This is a genomic window from Pseudomonas sp. xss_2 (assembly GCF_043104195.1).
Taxonomy (GTDB): Bacteria; Pseudomonadota; Gammaproteobacteria; order Pseudomonadales; family Pseudomonadaceae; genus Aquipseudomonas; species Aquipseudomonas urmiensis.
In genome coordinates, this window is record NZ_JBICKL010000112.1 from 48,400 (window position 1) to 63,419 (window position 15,020).

Sequence of the window (15,020 nt, forward strand, 5' to 3'; positions counted from 1 at the left end):
ACAAGGGAAGGCACTGATTAGCCAGTGTCATGACCCCACTGTTTTCCAAGGATTGTCTCGATGCAAACTCGCCTTACTCCCCTTGCAGCTGCCGTGCGCGGCGTGTTGTTCGGCCTTGCCGTGGCCTGTGTCCAGCCTGTCGCGCAGGCGGCCCAAGCCACTGTCGAGCAGGCCGACGTGCGCAGCTATGACATTGCAGCAGGAAGCCTGGACAGCGTATTAGGCCAGTTCGGTCAGCAAGCGGGGGTAATGGTTGCGGTGGATTCGCAGCTCTCCAATGGCCTGAACAGTCCTGGTCTGCGCGGCCAATTCGCGCTCGACCAGGCGCTTGCGCAACTGATCGCCGGGACTGGCCTGCAGCCAGTGACAGTGGCGCCGGGGCGCTATCGTTTGATCGCTCAGGTCAGCTCAACCGGTGCCATGGAGCTGGGCGCAACCAGCATCAGTGCCGCAGGGTTGGGTGCCACCACCGAAGGCACCGGCTCCTATACCACCGGCTCGACCAGCACCGCGACCAAGTTGAACCTGTCGATTCGCGAAACCCCGCAGACCATCAGCGTGATCACCCGCCAGCGCATGGACGATCAGCAACTGCACAGCATGTCCGAGGTACTCAACCAGACCCCTGGGGTGACCATGTCCCAGGACGGCGGCGAGCGCTTCAACATCTACTCGCGCGGCAGCGCGATCAATACCTATCAGTTCGACGGCGTCACCACCTACCAGGAAAACCAGACCCGTAACATGCCCAGCACGCTGATGGACATGGCCATCTACGACCGGGTCGAAGTGGTGCGCGGCGCCACCGGCTTGATGACAGGTGCGGGCGATCCGAGTGGGGTGGTCAACGTCGTGCGCAAGCGCCCGACCCGCGACTTTCAGGCCTACCTGCAGGGCGGGCTAGGCTCGTGGGATTACCAGCGCCTGGAGGCGGATGTCTCCGGTCCGTTGACCGCGACCGGCAACCTGCGCGGGCGAGTGGTTGCGGCCAAGCAGCTGAACAACACCTTCATGCAGTGGTACCAACAGGACCGCGACATTCTCTATGGCGTGCTCGAAGCCGACCTGACTGACAGCACCGTGCTGCGCTTTAGCATCGACCACCAGCGCTACCGGCCGACCGGTGCGCAGGGCGTGCCGATGATCTACACCAACGGCCAGCAGACAGATTTCTCCCGTTCGAAAAGCTCCGGCGCGCGCTGGAACTCCGATCGCTTCGAGACCAACAACTACACCCTGGGCATTGAGCAGCAACTGGCCAACGATTGGCAGTTGAAGGTCGCCACCACCTTCATGGATGTCGACCGCGACACCTTTGGCGGCTCCTATTCGAGCTCGACCAACCGCGCCTACATCACCCCTGAAGGGATCGCGACCATTGACCAGTCCTGGGCCCAAGCCACCCAGCACCAACGCGCTGTGGACGCCACCGTGCAAGGGCCGTTCGAGCTGCTGGGGCAAACTCATGAGTTGATCGTCGGCGCCAACTACCTGGACTACGTCAACCATCATTACGCAAGCAGCGGCCCCGATGTGCTGGTCGACTACGACCACTGGAACAACGAGCTGCCAAAGCCCGACCGGGACGGATTCACGCCGTTCATGACCTATGACGTCGACACCCGCCAGAGCGGCTATTTTGCGGCGGGGCGCTTCAACCTCAGCGACAGCCTGCACCTGATCCTCGGCGCGCGGGTCAGCAACTACCGCTACAACTATTACCTCGAACTGCTCAGCAGCAGTGCCGCTCCCCAAGACTACTCGATGACCGAGCGCGGCGTGGTCACGCCCTATGCCGGACTGGTCTACGACCTCACCGCCGAGCAGTCGGTGTATGTCAGCTACACCGACATCTTCAAGCCGCAATCGAGCCAGGACAGCAGCGGCAAGGTGCTGGATCCAGTGGTGGGCAAGAACTACGAACTGGGTTGGAAGGGCGAGTTCTACGAGGGCCGACTCAATGCCAACGTGGCGGCCTACCTGATCAAGCGCGACAACGTCGCCGAACTGGATGCCGGCCAGACGGTGCCGGGCACCGGCAATGATGCCTACAAGGCGGTCAGTGGCGCCAAGACCAAAGGTCTCGACCTGGAGCTGTCCGGCGAGCTCACCCCAGGCTGGGAATTGCAGGCCGGCTACAGCCACTCGCGAACCGAGGATGCCCAAGGCCAGCGCCTGACGACCCAGCTGCCGCTGGATACCTTCCGCCTGTGGACCACCTACAAGCTAGCCGGTGACTGGAACCGCCTGACCGTAGGCGGCGGGGCTAGCTGGAACTCCAGCAACTCGCTGTACTTCAGCCGCTACAACAGCCGCGTCGGCCAAGACGATTACGCCGTGTTCAACCTGATGGCGCGCTATCGCCTGAGCGATCATCTGTCGACCACCTTGAACCTGAACAACCTGTTCGATGAGAAGTACTACTCCGGCTTTTCCGGCAGCTACGGGCACTATGGCGCGCCGCGTAACGTGATGATGAATGTGCGTTATGACTTTTGAGGTGAGCGCTGGCTGCCAAACAGCCTTGCCCTCGGACTAGCAGTTTTGCCAGTACCGAGCAAGCGCCCGGCACTGTACGTTCTGCAGACATCAGAGCGATACAGATGCAACGTCTGCGCTGGGCGCAGGGAGGCAAGCGCTATGACCGTACCAGAGCCAGCGGTAACTTATCCTGCGCCTATCGACATTGATGACTTGATGGACAAAATTGCTGTCCAGCGACCGTACTTCGCTTTTGATTCGCTCTACCGAAATTCGTCGGTCCCAGGTTGGGACATCTGGGGCGACTTTAGGCCAGAACAACCTCTAGGGCACGAAGAAGGGCCACTCGCAGTCGCGGAGGCTGGCCGACATCTGGCGATTCTGGGTACATGCGCCGCGTTCTTGGCTCAGCCAGTGGATGAGCGGATTTACTATCTGGCAAGTCACGCGGTTTGGACGTCGAGCAAGTCTCGGCCTGATGTGCAGCCGCAATCGACACTCACTGCCCGCGCTCGTGTGGTGGCGCGGTTTCAGATCAAGAAGCACGATAGGGTTCGAGTAGAGACCGAACTGTTGTTTGGCAGTGAGGTGATTGGCGCACTCACGGTGACTTACCAGGTGCTGCCCGAAAGAACTTTTGAGAAATGCTTCAAGAACCATCACACGGCTCAAAGTCCTGCAGTCACCAGTTCTCCCTATCGTCAGGGGTTACTCACCAAAACGGTATCCAGCAAGCCCCATGCGATCATGCTTCGCAGCACCGATTTCTCGGCCGCGCAGTGCCCTGGGCACTTTTCTCACTATCCCATGTGGCCCGTAGCAGTGGTGGCTTATGGCTTGACTCAGGCGCTCTCGCAACTGCTGGACAAGCGCTTGAAGCGAGGATTTAGCTTCAGGGTTCAAGAAGCGAGGTTGTCTGCCTACACCTTGGTCCCGGCTTCTGAGCCGCTGAGCTTCCGAGCCGGGTTGAAGTTTCTTTCGAGAAACAAGCGCTCAGCCCGGATCAGCTGTTGCGCCTACCTGGGTACAGAAGCTATTGCCAGACTGGAAGCACGTATCGCGATCGAACTGCAGGTTAAAACCGCGCGAAAGCCCACGCCTAAGAAAAAGCCCAAGAAAGGCGAGCGCTGGAGGTGATGTTTAGCCAGTCGGGCGAACCGCATTGCTCAATGCTCAAATCACCCGCGCACTGTGCAACGCCTCCAGCGCTTCCCCGCGCAACCGTGCCAGGCGTTCGTCGCGTCGGTCACGCGGGTAGTCAAGCTTGACCCGCAACTCGCGGCACACCGTACCTGGGCGATTGCCAATCACCAGCACCCGATCACTCAGGTACAGCGCCTCATCCACATCGTGGGTTACCACCAGCAAGGCAATCCGGTGCCGCCGGGCCAGGTCCAGCAGCAGGTCTTGGAGCTTGAAGCGGGTAAAGGCGTCCACTGCACTGAACGGTTCATCCAGCAACAGCAACTGCGGTTGCCCGTACAGCCCGCGGGCGATCGCTACCCGTTGCGCCATGCCACCTGACAAGGCCTTGGGCAGGGCAGCGGCAAAGCCATCCAGGCCGACCTCTTCGATCAGCCCCGCTACGCGGGCGCGGTCGTAGCCTTGGTCTTGGCTAAAACCGATGTTTTCGGCCACGCTCAGCCAGGGCATCAATCGCGGCTCCTGGAAGACGAAACCGACCTGCTCGGGCCGGCTGTGCAGTACGCCGGTAAAGTCCTGATCGAGTTGTGCCACCAATCTGAGTAGGGTGCTCTTGCCGCAGCCGCTAGGGCCGAGCAGGCTGACGATTTCACCCGGTTGCAGTTGTAGCTGGACTTGCCCCAGCACTGGGGTCGCACCGAATGCTTTGCCTTCCACCTGCAGGTCAAGCAGTGGTTCAACGGGCGGGGCTGGCTCGGCAATGCGCAGAGGTTGGTTCATGCTTCAGACTCCTGTATCCGTACCGTCGAACGTGTCGCGCCAGGTCAGCCAGCGCTGTTCCAGACTCGCCAGCAGGCCATCGCTGAGCTTGCCCAGCAGCGCCAGGACAATGATCGCCGCCAGTACCAGATCTGGTCGTGAGGTTTCCCGGCCATCGCTGAGCAGGTAGCCAAGGCCACGGGTCGCGGCAATCAGCTCGGCGGCAACGAGGAACATCCAGCTCAGGCTCAGTGCGCTGCGCAAACCGGTGAATACGCCCGGTAGGGCGGCCGGCAGCAAAATACGTCGGGCCAGTCGCAACGGGCTGAAGCCATACATGCGCCCGACCTCAACCAGTTTGCGATCGATATTGCGGATCGCTGCCACGCCGTTGAGGTACACCGGAAAAAACGCGCCAATGGCAATCAACGTGACTTTCGAGGTTTCGCCAATCCCCAGCCACAGCAGCAACAGCGGCACCCAGGCCAGGCTGGGAATCGCTCTCAGGCTGGCAAAGGTTGGCTCAAGCCAGGCTTCGGCCTCGCGGCTAAGGCCAACCCAGGCGGCAAACAGTAGCCCAAGTACCGCACCGATGGCGAAGCCGGCCAATACCCGAGACAGGCTGGCACCGATGTGTTTCCACAACGCACCATCGGCCAGGTGCAGCAGGGTCTGGGCCACTTCGCTGGGAGCCGGCATCTGGTAGGCGGCGATCCAACCAAGGCGCACCACAGCTTCGAGCAGCAGGATGATCAGCACCGGCAAGGCCAGGCCCTTGGCTCGGCGCCGCCAGTGGCTCGGTTGCACGGCAGGCGCAATTACCCCCGGCGCCAGGGGCTTGCTGGAGATGCTCATCACTGGATGCTGGCCTTGGCGAAGGATGGATCGATCAGTTGGTCGATCACCTGGTTGACGTCAACACCACGCTTGACCAAGGCTTCGGAGACCAGAATGGGGGCTGCGGCCTTGGAGGCGCTGATGTCCTGATCAGTCAGTTGCGGCGCGGAAAGGTCGGTCCGCGACAGCTGAAGTTTGGCCACATCCAGCGGCAGCTTGGACTCATCGGCCAACAGCTTGGCGAACTCGTCAGGGTGAGCGATGGCCCAGTGGCGCGCCTGTTCGTAGGCTTTGATCACTGTGGCGATAGTCTGTGGGTGTTGCTGGGCGAACGTGTCGGTGACGCTGACCACGCCGTAGCTGTTGAAGTCTTTGTTGCGATAGAGCAGGCGCGAGCCGGCTTGCAGTTCGCTGGCGGCCATGTGCGGGTCCAGGCCTGCCCAGGCGTCGACGTCGCCTTTTTCCAAAGCGGTGCGCCCGTCCGGATGTTGTAGGTGCAGCAGTTCGACGTCGTCCTTCTCGATGCCGGCCTTGGCCAAGGCGCGCAGGGTGAACAGGTACGGATCAGTGCCCTTGGTGGCTGCGATCTTTTTACCTTTGAGCGCTTCGAGGTTTTGCAACGGTGAGTCTTTGCTGACCACCAGTGCGGTCCATTCGGCGCGGCTGTAGACGTACACCGACTTGATCGGGCTGCCATTGGCGCGGGCCAGCACGGCCGAGAGGCTGGCCGACGAGCCGAAGTCGGCGCCGCCGCTGTTGAGATATTCCAGCGAGCGGTTGCTGCCTTGGCTGAACACCCAGCTCACTTTCGAGTCGGGCAGGGCTTTTTCCAGCCAACCGAAATGCTTCAGGACCAGGCTCACGGGTGAGTAGTAGGCGTAGTCCAGGCGCACTTCCTTGGGGGCGGTTTCAGCCTGGGCGCTGGGGTTCAGCGCCAGCGCGAACAGGCCGGCGGCGGCCAGGGTCTTGAGGGCGTGGGGAAGGGACAGGGCGAGGGTGGTCAGGCGCATCGGCAAGATCCAAACAGTCGAAGAGGATCAACACCGGTTGCACGGGGCATGCCATTCGGCCATCTCCCAGCTGGACGGGGCTCGGCGGCGGGGTAGGGAGCACCTGACTGTGGCGTGAGGCGCAGTCTGTTGATTCGCTGTTGCCTGGCCAACAGTGTGTGGGGCTGCATGCCTGCCGCCACGCGACTGTGCATTAGGTACTGTGAGGGGCCGCTGGCGGCCGGCGGATTCTGGTCCAGACTGGTTGAACTCTCCTGTCATTGATGACGTAGGCTCGCACATGATCGAGCGCCGCCCCGGGCGGTTGTGGTTGCTGGTCCTGTGTTGGGTGTTGAGCCCCAAGCTGGCCCTGGCAGCCGACGACTGTCGATACCTGACCGCCACAGGCAATCCTGAATATCCCCCCTATCTGTGGCGTGATCCAGACAACCCAGAGCAGCTGATCGGCGCCAATGCCGACTTGCTCAAGCACCTGGCCAATGCGCTTGGGCTCCAGGTGCAGGTGGTCTATAGCGGCCCCTGGTCACGGGCCCAGGAAGATGTGCGCACCGGCAGTATCGACATGATGGCCGGCTACTTCATCACCCAAGCCCGGCAACAGACCATGGACTTCATCACGCCCGCGTTTCTCTCGACCCCCAGCGTGGTTTGGGTGCGCCGGGGTGAAGGCTTTGCCTATCACGGTTGGGCTGACCTCAAAGGGCGCAATGGCGGCACCTTGGTCAACAACAGCCATGGCCAGGCCTTCGACGACTACGCCAAGGCCAACCTCAACCTCGAAGCGGTGCCCAGCGCCAGCCAGGCGTTCCTGAAATTGGTGCACAAGCGCAACGACTACCTGATCTATGAGCAGTATCCAGGCATGGCGCTGGCGCAGACATTGGGCTTGGACAAGGGGTTGCAGGTCCTGCAGCCGCCGGTTTCCAGTGAGGGATTGTACCTGGCGCTGTCGCAGGCATCGCCCTGCAACCAGCCACGGCTGCGCGAGCAGCTGGCGCAGAAGATGGCAGAGATCGTCGCCAGCGACTTACCCCAGCAATGGCTGCAGCGAAATCTGCAAGTGTGGCAGCGCCAGCAGCCGCCGCGAGCCGAGCCCCAGCGCTGAACTCAACCGATCCCCGCTTGATTTCGCCGCAAGCATTCTGCTTCGGCATCGGCGCGCAGGTTGAAGGTTGGCTTGAGCCTCATTTTCTCAACGTTGTCGTAGAGGTCGAAGCCGGTGCACAGGCCTGAATAGAAACGCACACCCCGCTCAAGGTATGGCTTTTCCATAGGCACAGCCGGAACTACAACGAAACGCGGTCGCATGTTAAGTGCCTCCCCAGGCAATTGAATTAACTATTAGCTTCGGACATGCAAGCTCGCAAGAAGGCTCATGCTGGGGCGACCGACGGTATTATTCTGTTTCGCTCTAAGCTTGAGCGGTTGGCAATGGTCGCCGAATGCCGTCGAGCAGCAACTGCACCGCAGCCAACCCTTGCTCAAGTCGCTCAGGTTGGTCAGCGCCATTGGCAATCCACACTGCGGTTTCCGCCAAGGCGCCTTGAATCATCGATGCCAAGGCTTGAGGGGCGGTCGCGACGACGATGTTTTCGGCCATCAAGCCTTCGAGCAGCACCTGCAAAGAACTCACGCAGTGCAACTGCGCCGCTGGCGTGGGGGCGCCAAGCACGGCGCGCGCATCACGTAGCACGATGCGTTGAATCTCAGGTTCGCGGGCCATCTCCAGGTAGGCGCGACAACGGTTGCTGAACCCGGCCCAAGGGTCTTCGGCGTGGTCCGATATGGCTTGCAGGCGGGCGTCCATCTCGGCGTCGATGTGCCCGACCACTGCTTGGAACAAGCCCTTTTTGTCGCCGAAATGATGATACAGCGCACCACGGGTCAGCCCGGCTTGGGCGGTCAGGTCATCCAGTGAGACTTCGCTATAACCCTGCTCGCTAAATACCCGGCGTGCGGTTTCGATGAGTAGGGCGCGGGTCTGTTCCATCTGTGCGCGGGTGCGTCTGACCATGCTATCTCCTGGGTGAAGGGCTTTACATACGATTCGTATGATAATAGAGTTTTTAAACATGCGGTGTGTATGTATAACTCGGCCTAGCGTTTCGGGCCCTATCGATAAGGATCATCGGGCATGGCAAATCCATACCGCGAGCTGTTTCAAGTGCCGGGCGCCAAGGGCTTTACCCTGGCCGGGCTGTTGGCCCGTCTGCCATTGCCCATGACTGGCGTCGGCATCATCACCATGCTGTCGCAATTGCGCGACAGTTATGCCCTGGCCGGCGCGGTGTCGGCCACTTTTGTGCTGACCTTTGCTCTGCTCTCGCCACAGGTTTCACGCTTGGTCGATCAACACGGCCAGCGGCGGGTGTTGCCGCTGGCCGCTGCGCTGAGCGTGCTGGGGATTTTGCTGCTGCTGGCTTGCAGCTATTGGCAGGCGCCGGTCTGGGCGCTGCTGGCCAGCGCGGCGTTGGCCGGCTGCATGCCGAGCATGTCGGCCATGGTGCGCGCGCGCTGGACGGCGCTGTATCGCGGCCAGGCCAATCTCCAGACGGCCTACGCGTTAGAGACGGTCCTCGATGAAGTCACTTTCATCGCCGGCCCGCCGTTGTCGGTCGGTTTCAGTGTGGTGCTGTTTGCCCAAGCAGGGCCGCTGGTTGCCGCCCTGTTGTTGGCCATCGGCGTGTTCGCGCTGGTAGCCCAGGTGGGTACTGAGCCAGCGCTACAGCCAAGGGCGGCGACAGCACAGCGGCAAGCCTCGGTCTTGCGTCTTGGCGGGGTGCAGCTGTTGGCGCTGTTGATGGTCGCCATGGGGGTGATCGTAGGTACTGTCGACATCGTCAGTGTGGCCTTCGCCGAGCAGCAGGGCAGACCGGCTGCGGCCAGCCTGATGTTGTCGTGTTACGCCATTGGCTCGTGCGCGGCTGGGCTGGTGTTCGGTGCACTCAAGCTGCAATCGCCATTGCCCAGAGTGCTTTTGCTCGGTGGGTTGGCCACGGCGGTGACCACCTTGCCATTGTTGTGGGCGGGGAACATCGCGGGCCTGGCCGTGGCTGTACTGGTTGCAGGGGTGTTTTTTGCACCGACCATGATCGTGGCGATGTCGCTGGTCGAACGCATCGTGCCTGACAGCCAACTGACCGAGGGTATGACCTGGTTGCTGGCAGGGCTGAATGTCGGCGTGGCGTTCGGCGCGGCGGGGGCGGGGCAGATGGTGGATCTGCAGGGTGCCAATGCCGGTTTTCAGCTGGCGTTGGTGGCTGGCGCAGCGGTTTTACTGGTGGCGCTTTTAGGCTATCGACAGATGCGAGGGCAGGTGGCGCGGTGCGCGTGACAGTGAGCGAAGGGGCGCAGTTATCTTTGGCAATGCCGGCCTAATCGCGGGCAAGCCCGCTCCTACAGGATCGTGTGCGCTACAACGGCTGTGATCGGCTCGGTAACTGTGGGAGCGGGCTTGCCTGCGAAGAAGCCAGCGCGGTGGCTCAGCGGCTTTGCAGCAGCGCGCAGGTTTTGTCGAGTGCCATCTTCGCCCGCTCGAAGGCGCTGACGCCTTGTTCGAGCAACTGCCGGGTGGGGATCTCAAGGCTCAGCGCGATGGCCTCAGGCAGGGCGCTCAACAACCCGTGCAGGTCGCAATCGCCGTCGCCGGGGAAGCGCCGTTCATTACGTGCCTGGCGCAGGATCTCATCCATGTCATCCGGGCGTGGGCCGGCCACATCGCACAACTGCGCATAGCGAAAGCGTTGCGGCTGTTGTGCTACGGCGCTTGCCAGCTGCGCCAGTGACGAGCCGGAGCGATCGAAGTGAAAGGCGTCGACCAGTACCCCGGCGTTGCTGCGCCCGGCGCATTCGACAATTCGCAAGGCCTGGGCCAGATCGCGGGCGTCGGTCCAGGGCATGAACTCCAGGTGCGGGTAAATGCCAAAGGGCTTGGCCAGATCGCACAGCGCGGCGAAGTTCTCCGTCAGCCGCTGTTCATTGGCATCGTTGCCCGCGACCAGCAGTTCGCTCGCGCCAAATTCGGCGCCGACTTCGAGCAGGGCGCGAAAATCTGCCACTTGCGTGTCTGCCTTCAAGCGCAGGATTTCCACGTCCAACACCTTCACTCCGGTGTCGCTCAGGCGCTGGTGGGTCTGGCGGCGTAAGCCGGCATCGGCCATCAACGGGAAGTGCTGCTCCTGCGCGGTTGCCGGCTCCAGGCGCAAGCCTACGTGACTGTACCCGGCGCGGGCGGCGACCTCGACCATGTCAGGTGGGGACAGCTCCAGGACGGTCAGGGCAGCCAGGGAAAATACGCGATCGCTCATGCTCGACTCTCGTTCTCGGTTCGCAGAAATGCGCTTCGCCCGGGCCCTGCCAGGAGGTGCCAGGAGCGGTTGTCTTTTTAGTTAGAACTGAGTTCCAGTTTCAAATCAAGGGAAAAATCCCGTCGCAGGGTAAACGCCGGTTTCGGCACTTTTTTGCGTTCGGTAACCGCACTCAACTGCACTTGGCGGATTGACTTGCAGCCGTTTCGCCCAGCAAAAACGGGCTAATTGACACTGCGAGTGAAACTGGAATAGTTTTCCAGTCGTATCGAAAAACCCTCTGCCAGTCAATCCGCGGCGCCCTCTGCGCCAAGCAGGAGACCGTTATGCCAAGCGCTGTGAATAACACCGAACCAACCTACGCAGGCTTGCTCGAGCGTGGCTTGGCAATCCTCGAAATGCTCGCCAGCAGCGCTCAAGGCATCGCCCTTAGCGACATCTCGGACACCCTGCATATTCCCCGCAGCGCCACCCACCGGCTGTTGAACACCCTGTGTGAAAACGGCTACGTGCGTCAGCAACAGGAGCGTGGCACCTATGTGCTGACTTGCAAGCTGCAGGTGCTGGCGTTCACTCACCTGGGCGCCGATGGCACGGTCGATGCGGTGCAGCCGGTGCTCAATCGCCTGGCCGCCGAGGTGGGCGAACTGGTGCGTCTGTCGGTGGTGGACGAGGACTGTTTGACCTGGGTGGCCCGCGCCCAAGGCGCCCGCGCCGGGCTGCGCTATGACCCTGATATGGGCATGGAGGCCAAGCTCTCCTGCTCGGCCAGTGGCTACGCGTGGCTGGCGACCCTGGATAACCAGCGCGCGTTGGCACTGGTCGAGCAGCAGGGTTTTGGTCGGGCAGAACACTACGGTCCTAACGCGCCCCAGAGCGTAGAAACGCTGCTGCCGCGAATCGAATCGGCGCGCAGCTTGGGCTATGCGCTGGCGATTCAGACTTTCGCCGATTGGATGGCGGCTATCGCCGTGCCGCTGTTGCATCCGCGCAGTGGCAAGGCGATTGGCGTGCTCAGCGTTGCCGGGCCGGTGTTTCGCCTTGGCGAAGCGCGCTTGCACCAGATCGCCCCGGCGTTGCTCGCGGCAGTCGCCGAAATCCAGCAGTTGATTCCTGGCTCGCCCGCCCTGATGAGCCCAGGGCTTGCGGCCATCAACGCCCAACAGGGGACTCAAGCGTGAAGCGTCTGGAGTGTGACTTGCTGGTGATCGGCTCGGGCGCCTCGGGCTTGGCCGCAGCGGTAACCGCTGCTCACCAGGGGCTAAAGGTCATCGTGGTGGAAAAGCACGCAACGTTCGGCGGCGCCAGCGCCTGGTCGGGTGGCTGGCTGTGGGTGCCTGGCAACCCGCTGGCCAAGCGCGCCGGCATCGATGAAGACCCGCAGCAGCCGCGCACTTACCTCAAGCATGAATTGGGCGCGCGCTACGATGCTGAGCGAATCGATGCCTTTCTCGACAATGCACCGCGCATGGTGGCGTTCTTCGAGCAGCACACCTGCGTGAAATGGCTCGATGGCAATGCCATTCCTGATATCCACGGCAACGTGCCGGGCGCAGCGCTGCAGGGCCATCAAGTGATCGCTGCGCCTTATGACGCCAGGCAGATGGGCACGCTGATCCGCCGTATGCGCAAGACCCTGCGCGAGACATCATTCCTGGGTATGCCGATCATGGCCGGTGCCGACCTGGCGGCGTTTCTGAGCATGACCCGTTCGTTCAAGGCGTTCCTGCACGTGAGCAAACGCTTGATCAGGCACCTGCGCGATCTGGTCGTGCATGGCCGCGCCATGCACCTGGTCAACGGCGTAGCGCTGGTGGGGCGCCTGGCCAAGTCAGCGGTCGACCTGGGCGTGGAACTGATCGAATCCGCGCCGGCGCGCCAACTGATTTTCGAACAAGGCCGGGTGCTGGGCGCGCTGGTCGACAGCCCGGACGGCCCACTTCACATCCATGCCAGCAAGGGTGTGGTGCTGGCGGCGGGCGGCTTTGCCAACGACAAGGCACGGCGCCAGGCCCTGTTCCCGCGCACCTTTGCAGCGAACGATCATCTTGCCTTACCGCCAGAAGAATGCTGCGGTGATGGCATCAGCCTGGGCGAGTCAGTCGGTGCGGTGCTAGAGCTCGACGTCGCCTCGCCAGCGGCGTGGGCGCCGGTTTCGCTGGTACGCCACGCCGATGGCAGCAGCGGACATTTCCCGCACATCATCGACCGGGCCAAACCCGGCCTGATCGGCGTGCTGTCCACCGGCAAGCGTTTCGTCAATGAGGCCGACGGCTACTACGACTACACCGCGGCCATGGTCGCCGCAGCACCGGCGGATGAAGAGGTGGCCTCGTGGCTGATCTGCGATCACCGCTTCCAGCGCCGCTTCGGCCTGGGCCATTCCCGCCCGTTCCCGCTGCCGGTTGGGCCGGCTGTGCGCAGCGGCTATTTGCAGCGCGCAGACAGCATCGAAGCCCTGGCCAAGGCCTGTGGCATCGATCCGCCAGGGTTGCTAGAAACCGTGCGCGACTTCAACACCCATGCGCGCAAAGGTGAAGACCCGCAATTTGGCCGCGGTTCGACGCCGTACAACCGCAAGCAGGGTGATCCGCTGGTTACCGAGGGCAACCCCTGTGTGGCGCCTATCGAGCACCCTCCGTTCTACGCGGTAAAAGTGCGGCCCGGCAGCTTTGGCACCTTCGCGGGTCTAAAAACCAACGGCCATGCGCAAGTGCTGGACCGCACCTCAGCGCCCATCGCCGGCCTCTATGCCGTGGGCACCGACATGGCCAGTGTCATGGGAGGCTTCTATCCCTCCGGCGGGATCAACCTGGGGCCGGCGATGACCTTCGGTTATATCGCCGGGCGGCATGCTGCGGGGGTGCACCACAGCCGGTAGTGGTCTCGCACGTGTGTGTAGGCTATTGGCGCTGGCGCGACAAGCAATTAGAATCACTCGCATTCATGTTTCCAGTCCCTAGTGTGCCAACGAATGCCTGACTCTGCCGCGGCACCCCAAGCGTCCCTCAGCACCCTCTATCGCGACCACCGCAGCTGGCTGGAAAGCTGGCTGCGCAGGCGCTTGGGCGACAGCTGGGAGGCTGCCGACCTGGCTCAGGACACCTTCGTCCGGGTGCTGGCCGCCCAGCACACGCAAACCCTGCCGAGTCTACGTGAGCCGCGGGCCTATCTGCTGACCGTGGGCAAGCGGCTACTGGTCAATCATTACCAGCGCCGTAGTCTTGAGCGAGCTTACCTGGAAGCGCTGGCCAACCTGCCGCAGGCGCTAGCGCCGTCGCCGGAACAGCGCTGGTTGCTGCTGGAGACCTTGCACGCGCTGGATGAACTGCTCGATGGCCTGCCACGCGCAGTGCGCCAGGCGTTTCTCTGGTCGCAACTCGAAGGTGTCGACTACAGCACCATCGGCGAGCGTCTGGGCGTCTCCGAGCGTACCGTCAAACGCTACATGGCCAAGGCCTACGAGCATTGCCTGCTGGTGGACCTGTGAGCGCCCAGGTCGATGCCCAGGCGCGCCAACTGGCTCGTGAAGCCGCGCATTGGCTGACCCTGTGCGATGCCGGCGAGCTGGACGCCGAGCGGGCTGCGGCGCTGGCGCAATGGCGTGGCCGCAGCACTGCACATGAGGCGCTTTGGCAAAAAGCCGAGGCGCTGCGCCAGCGCTTTGCCGCAGTGCCAGTGCCGCTGGCGGTGGCCTGCCTTGACCGCCCACAGCTGGATCGACGCAAATTGCTCGGCCAGGCGTTGGCCCTGGGCGCGCTGGCGCCGTTGGCCTGGCTCGGCTACCAGCAGCTGCCGATGCAGCGCTGGCGCGCCGACCTGCGCACCGCCACTGGCGAACGGCGCACCTTGCAGTTGGCCGATGGCAGTCGGCTGCAGCTCAATACCGCCAGTGCGGTCAACCTCGAGGTCGTCGAAGGGCTTGCCCGCGTGCAACTGCTGGAGGGCGAAATCGCCCTCGACAGCCTTGGCCCTGTGCAGGTGAGCCTGCCGCAAGGCTTGGCAGTGGCTACCCGCGCGAGCTTCTGTGTAAGGCTGCAAGCACACGGCTGCCTGGTTTCGGTTAGCCAGGGGCACGTCAGCTTGCAGCCGCTGCGCGGCGCGCCGGTGCAACTTCACAGCGGGCAGCAGGCGTTGTTGTCGAGCAGCGGGATAGGCCCGACGCGAGCTTTCGATGCGCTGTTGCCGGGTTGGCGCCAAGGCCTGTTGATCGTCGACAACCACCCATTAGGCGACTTTTTGCGGGAGCTGGACCGCTACCGACCCGGCCTGCTGCGGTGGGACCCGCTGCTCGAGCGCCTGGCGGTGACCGGCACCTTCCAACTGGACGACAGCGAACGCATCCTCGCCCTGCTGGCCGCCAGCCTGCCGCTCGAGGTGCATTACCGCAGCCGTTATTGGGTATCGCTGACGCCGCGCAAAAAAATTGCCTGACGCCTGTCCCCTTTTTCCGACTCGCTTGTCATCAGTGGCATCACTCCTC

At 62.6% G+C, this 15,020-nt stretch carries 14 protein-coding genes; 8 read left to right on the forward strand and 6 right to left on the reverse strand.

The window, feature by feature from the left end; all coding sequences use genetic code 11:
- The first annotated feature begins 60 nt into the window (after nucleotides 1-60).
- Both ACF8K2_RS25185 and ACF8K2_RS25190 read left to right on the forward strand, forming a co-directional pair.
- Nucleotides 61-2,499 carry a TonB-dependent siderophore receptor gene (locus ACF8K2_RS25185; protein WP_392468530.1) on the forward strand — a complete coding sequence of 813 codons (2,439 nt, stop codon included), beginning with the start codon at nucleotides 61-63 and terminating at the stop codon, nucleotides 2,497-2,499.
- A 141-nt stretch (nucleotides 2,500-2,640) separates the two neighbouring features.
- Nucleotides 2,641-3,618 (forward strand): hypothetical protein, encoded by a 978-nt coding sequence (locus ACF8K2_RS25190; RefSeq protein ID WP_392468532.1) that lies wholly within the window; start codon nucleotides 2,641-2,643, stop codon nucleotides 3,616-3,618.
- A 36-nt stretch (nucleotides 3,619-3,654) separates the two neighbouring features.
- Here the strand turns inward: ACF8K2_RS25190 and ACF8K2_RS25195 are convergent, their stop codons facing one another.
- From ACF8K2_RS25195 to ACF8K2_RS25205, 3 genes are read right to left on the reverse strand one after another with little or no spacing between them, the layout of a single operon-like run.
- On the reverse strand, nucleotides 3,655-4,404 hold the full coding sequence (locus tag ACF8K2_RS25195; RefSeq protein ID WP_392468533.1) for an ABC transporter ATP-binding protein: 750 nt from the start codon (nucleotides 4,402-4,404) through the stop codon (nucleotides 3,655-3,657).
- A gap of 3 nt (nucleotides 4,405-4,407) precedes the next feature.
- The gene (locus tag ACF8K2_RS25200; RefSeq protein ID WP_392468536.1) at nucleotides 4,408-5,238 is read right to left on the reverse strand and encodes an ABC transporter permease; all 831 of its coding nucleotides are present in this window, start codon (nucleotides 5,236-5,238) and stop codon (nucleotides 4,408-4,410) included.
- Nucleotides 5,238-6,236, reverse strand: a complete 999-nt coding sequence (locus tag ACF8K2_RS25205) for an aliphatic sulfonate ABC transporter substrate-binding protein (RefSeq protein ID WP_392468538.1) — start codon at nucleotides 6,234-6,236, stop codon at nucleotides 5,238-5,240. The genes ACF8K2_RS25200 and ACF8K2_RS25205 overlap by 1 nt, the downstream gene beginning before the upstream one ends.
- A gap of 274 nt (nucleotides 6,237-6,510) precedes the next feature.
- Between ACF8K2_RS25205 and ACF8K2_RS25210 the strand changes: the two genes are divergently transcribed.
- Nucleotides 6,511-7,335: a substrate-binding periplasmic protein gene (locus tag ACF8K2_RS25210; RefSeq protein ID WP_392468540.1), complete on the forward strand. Its 825-nt coding sequence runs from the start codon at nucleotides 6,511-6,513 to the stop codon at nucleotides 7,333-7,335.
- A gap of 2 nt (nucleotides 7,336-7,337) precedes the next feature.
- On the opposite strand, the gene ACF8K2_RS25215 is transcribed toward ACF8K2_RS25210, so the two are convergent.
- Nucleotides 7,338-7,502 carry a hypothetical protein gene (locus ACF8K2_RS25215; RefSeq protein WP_225915593.1) on the reverse strand — a complete coding sequence of 55 codons (165 nt, stop codon included), beginning with the start codon at nucleotides 7,500-7,502 and terminating at the stop codon, nucleotides 7,338-7,340.
- Between the two features lie 139 nt (nucleotides 7,503-7,641).
- The gene (locus tag ACF8K2_RS25220; RefSeq protein WP_392468542.1) at nucleotides 7,642-8,244 is read right to left on the reverse strand and encodes a TetR/AcrR family transcriptional regulator; all 603 of its coding nucleotides are present in this window, start codon (nucleotides 8,242-8,244) and stop codon (nucleotides 7,642-7,644) included.
- A 120-nt stretch (nucleotides 8,245-8,364) separates the two neighbouring features.
- Here ACF8K2_RS25220 and ACF8K2_RS25225 point away from each other — a divergent pair, with 120 nt between their 5' ends.
- Nucleotides 8,365-9,564, forward strand: a complete 1,200-nt coding sequence (locus ACF8K2_RS25225) for an MFS transporter (RefSeq protein WP_392468544.1) — start codon at nucleotides 8,365-8,367, stop codon at nucleotides 9,562-9,564.
- A 148-nt stretch (nucleotides 9,565-9,712) separates the two neighbouring features.
- On the opposite strand, the gene ACF8K2_RS25230 is transcribed toward ACF8K2_RS25225, so the two are convergent.
- Nucleotides 9,713-10,537, reverse strand: coding sequence for a sugar phosphate isomerase/epimerase family protein (locus ACF8K2_RS25230; RefSeq protein WP_392468547.1), 825 nt, complete (start codon nucleotides 10,535-10,537; stop codon nucleotides 9,713-9,715).
- Between the two features lie 326 nt (nucleotides 10,538-10,863).
- On the opposite strand from ACF8K2_RS25230, the gene ACF8K2_RS25235 reads away from it, so the two are divergent.
- From ACF8K2_RS25235 to ACF8K2_RS25250, 4 genes are all read left to right on the forward strand, one after another.
- Nucleotides 10,864-11,718, forward strand: coding sequence for an IclR family transcriptional regulator (locus ACF8K2_RS25235; protein WP_392468549.1), 855 nt, complete (start codon nucleotides 10,864-10,866; stop codon nucleotides 11,716-11,718).
- Nucleotides 11,715-13,418 (forward strand): FAD-dependent oxidoreductase, encoded by a 1,704-nt coding sequence (locus ACF8K2_RS25240; protein WP_392468552.1) that lies wholly within the window; start codon nucleotides 11,715-11,717, stop codon nucleotides 13,416-13,418. The genes ACF8K2_RS25235 and ACF8K2_RS25240 overlap by 4 nt, the downstream gene beginning before the upstream one ends.
- A gap of 93 nt (nucleotides 13,419-13,511) precedes the next feature.
- Entirely contained in the window at nucleotides 13,512-14,027 is a 516-nt protein-coding gene (locus ACF8K2_RS25245; protein ID WP_368971259.1) for a sigma-70 family RNA polymerase sigma factor, read from the forward strand.
- Nucleotides 14,024-14,971: a FecR domain-containing protein gene (locus ACF8K2_RS25250; protein ID WP_392468553.1), complete on the forward strand. Its 948-nt coding sequence runs from the start codon at nucleotides 14,024-14,026 to the stop codon at nucleotides 14,969-14,971. The genes ACF8K2_RS25245 and ACF8K2_RS25250 overlap by 4 nt, the downstream gene beginning before the upstream one ends.
- Nucleotides 14,972-15,020: the final 49 nt, after the last annotated feature.

Excerpts from the sequence above, each read along its gene's own strand:
- ACF8K2_RS25185 (WP_392468530.1), top strand. The coding sequence starts at position 61 with ATGCAAACTCGCCTTACTCCCCTTGCAGCTGCCGTGCGCGGCGTGTTG.
- ACF8K2_RS25190 (WP_392468532.1), top strand. The coding sequence starts at position 2,641 with ATGACCGTACCAGAGCCAGCGGTAACTTATCCTGCGCCTATCGACATT.
- ACF8K2_RS25195 (WP_392468533.1), bottom strand. The coding sequence starts at position 4,404 with ATGAACCAACCTCTGCGCATTGCCGAGCCAGCCCCGCCCGTTGAACCA.
- ACF8K2_RS25200 (WP_392468536.1), bottom strand. The coding sequence starts at position 5,238 with ATGAGCATCTCCAGCAAGCCCCTGGCGCCGGGGGTAATTGCGCCTGCC.
- ACF8K2_RS25210 (WP_392468540.1), top strand. The coding sequence starts at position 6,511 with ATGATCGAGCGCCGCCCCGGGCGGTTGTGGTTGCTGGTCCTGTGTTGG.
- ACF8K2_RS25215 (WP_225915593.1), bottom strand. The coding sequence starts at position 7,502 with ATGGAAAAGCCATACCTTGAGCGGGGTGTGCGTTTCTATTCAGGCCTG.
- ACF8K2_RS25220 (WP_392468542.1), bottom strand. The coding sequence starts at position 8,244 with ATGGTCAGACGCACCCGCGCACAGATGGAACAGACCCGCGCCCTACTC.
- ACF8K2_RS25225 (WP_392468544.1), top strand. The coding sequence starts at position 8,365 with ATGGCAAATCCATACCGCGAGCTGTTTCAAGTGCCGGGCGCCAAGGGC.
- ACF8K2_RS25230 (WP_392468547.1), bottom strand. The coding sequence starts at position 10,537 with ATGAGCGATCGCGTATTTTCCCTGGCTGCCCTGACCGTCCTGGAGCTG.
- ACF8K2_RS25235 (WP_392468549.1), top strand. The coding sequence starts at position 10,864 with ATGCCAAGCGCTGTGAATAACACCGAACCAACCTACGCAGGCTTGCTC.
- ACF8K2_RS25245 (WP_368971259.1), top strand. The coding sequence starts at position 13,512 with ATGCCTGACTCTGCCGCGGCACCCCAAGCGTCCCTCAGCACCCTCTAT.